The 2,448-nt window shown below is 49.3% G+C and carries 5 protein-coding genes; 1 reads left to right on the forward strand and 4 read right to left on the reverse strand.

Translation table 11 applies throughout. From position 1 onward, the window contains the following. Positions 1-61: 61 nt before the first annotated feature. Entirely contained in the window at positions 62-457 is a 396-nt protein-coding gene (locus Q0628_RS00355) for a hypothetical protein (RefSeq protein WP_298767430.1), read from the reverse strand. 11 nt (positions 458-468) lie between these two features. Continuing rightward, complete coding sequence (locus Q0628_RS00360) at positions 469-927, reverse strand: hypothetical protein (protein WP_298767431.1); 459 nt, start codon at positions 925-927, stop codon at positions 469-471. Between the two features lie 69 nt (positions 928-996). Here Q0628_RS00360 and Q0628_RS00365 point away from each other — a divergent pair, with 69 nt between their 5' ends. Then, entirely contained in the window at positions 997-1,293 is a 297-nt protein-coding gene (locus Q0628_RS00365) for a Mor transcription activator family protein (protein WP_144063793.1), read from the forward strand. 2 nt (positions 1,294-1,295) lie between these two features. Here Q0628_RS00365 and Q0628_RS00370 read toward each other — a convergent pair whose 3' ends face one another. Next, a complete protein-coding gene (locus Q0628_RS00370) occupies positions 1,296-1,826 on the reverse strand; it encodes a phage virion morphogenesis protein (protein ID WP_298767433.1) in 531 nt (176 codons plus the stop codon). Positions 1,827-1,950: 124 nt separating this feature from the next. Further along, a partial coding sequence (locus Q0628_RS00375) for a hypothetical protein (RefSeq protein ID WP_298767435.1) occupies positions 1,951-2,448 on the reverse strand: 498 nt, incomplete at its 5' end.

Consider the following 2,448-nt stretch of genomic DNA (forward strand, 5'->3'; position numbering starts at 1 on the left):
GGTCAAATCAAAGGCTATTGAAAAGGGCGTTTCCCTGACGTTTGACGGACTTCTGCAAGCGCTAAAAGTTGCGGCGCAGGTAGGTGTCGCCCTCGCCTTCGGCTAGGTGGGCGTTGCGGTCGTCCGAAAGTATCTGCACCAGGTCCTTGCTGATGATGAGCAGGGTGAATGCGTTGAGGTGCGCAAGCGATTTTCCGAGGAATATGTTCCTTGCCTTCTTGAACATTTTCCGGGCAAACTTGTATGCCTGCTTTCGCTTGCTGAACTTTTGCAGCTCGACTCTCAAGAATGCGAGCGTGACGAAATCGTAACTCCATGTGCTCTTGTCCTTGCGTGCGTTTTGACACATGAGGTCTGACAGTTTCTGAAGCAGAAGTCTGTAGTTCGGGTCTTCCTGGATTTTAGTCTTTGGTATAAACCCGACGGATGATTTTCGAATGTCTGTAAACGGATTCATGGGAGCTCTCCTTAACCATAAAGACGTGCAAATGTTAGACGATAAATGATGCCACTCAACAGCACCACGAAGAACCACAATATTGCGCATGTGGTTAAAGGGTATTCTACCGTGAAGTAGCTGACTGCCTTTGTTGCTCTTTGAACAAGTTTTTTTATCAGCTTCATCTTGGTTCCTTTGTTTGTGGTGGTTGGTTCTGTAGTTTCTTTTGGCGGGTAGTTGTCGTGGCCGTTGATGCGGTTGGCGACGGCTTCCAGGGCGTCCACGGTTCGCTTGTCCAGAACGATGTCCTGGCCCTTGCCGGTCATGCAGCAATGGATGCAGACGGTGCGCCCGTCAACGGTTTTAAGCGGGATGTGAAACTTGTCCTTCTTGCAGGCTTGGCACCTGAACTTTTTCATGTACTTTCTTATGGGGTCGTTGTCGTCACCGACGGGTGCGGTGCGTTCGAATGTCGTGAAGTCGTGCATGGTTTTCCTTGGAAGAATTTTTTATGTTGTTGTTTTTTTCGCGCATTTTGATTATATTTGCAATACAGAATGAGCGTCTGGGATTCCCTTACAGTTGATGACTTGCCTAACGAGGACTTGAAATGGGTCGCGAAGTCCTTGGGGCTCGATGTCGCCAAACGTATCTGGAAGAAGTTCGCGGGCAACCATGTAGCCTGCCCAGCCCGGATGACGCCTAACGCAGTGCGCCGCTACATGCGCGACAATTTCGACAAGCCAGTTCACCAGCTTGCGTTTGAAACGGGTCTCAGCGAGCGAACGATCTACAGGTATATGAACTTTGTCGAGAAGAAGCCCGAGCAGTCGGGGCAGCTTAGCCTGTTCTAGGGTCATTTCAATCCTCCGCGTTTTTTCATTTCGCCGACAAGGTGGTCCACCAGCATATCCTTGATTTTTACTTCGTCTTCGTCCTGGAGCAGCATGTAGGGGCGGGCGGGTATGCGCGAGCCTGGATGGTGAACGCTCTTGCGGTAGAGTGTCAAGCCGCCGACGGTGAACCTGAGCGCCCTGCGGTTCCTTGCCACGATGTCGTGCTTTGGGGTCTTGCCGCCGTTCTGCATGATGCGGGCGTATTTCATGGGGCCGGTCATTACGGTGACTGCGGCACCGTCGTTGTCGAGCTCGTAGTGGATGCTCTTCATGAGTGCGCCTGTGGCAAGAAGGGTCCTGCCTTTCGCCTTTTTCGAGGGGACCCACTTGTCGGGTCTGCCCTCTTCGCGGAAGTTCTGGCGGACGCTTTTGACTACCAGGTTGCCGACGGCAGCCATGACGGGCCTTGTATTTACCGAATTTCGCCGCATTATGGCGATTAGCGCGTTAAATTTGCCTATGTCTACGTCTGCATTGATAAAATCTGACATTTCCTATTGACTTCCGTTAAAAAAAGATGTATATTGAAAGGGCTCGATAGTCATGATGGGCTGCATCCCGTTTGAATGTCTTGAGAGAAGGCGGTTCCTTTGCAGAGGGCCGCCCTCTACCATTCTAGGGCTTCTGGTAAATAACGGTTCCTGTCATAGTTTTTCCTGCATCCTTGCTGTTTGCATAGCTTGTGTATAGTTTGAAGTCTTCACCGACACCGGAATCGTTCACGATTTCTACGAAATAGTCCTTGTTGTTGTATCTGAAACGTTTCCAAAAGACTGCGCGAATAGCGGACTTTCCGGTCTTCAAGCTCTTCATGAATTTGATTCGTATTTCAGACGGGTTCTTCAGTGTTTCGGCATACATCGGAAGGTTCGCGTAACGCGATTTGCCCTTTCCCTTGAAGTGGTCAGAAAGATATTCTGCGTCTATTCTTGTAATGTATTCAAGGCCTGTCAATGTATCCTTAAATGATACCGTAGATATGCCATTGTTTACTTTTCCGAAGAGTCTGTTCATGTTCTCGATGAAATTTTCCTTGGTTATGCTTTCATCGGGTGCGAATTTCTTGTCTGTTTCTATAGGTAGGTTCAAGGAATTATTTTCGGTAGAGTTCCA

Source organism: uncultured Fibrobacter sp. (genome assembly GCF_937877005.1).
Classification (GTDB): Bacteria; Fibrobacterota; Fibrobacteria; order Fibrobacterales; family Fibrobacteraceae; genus Fibrobacter.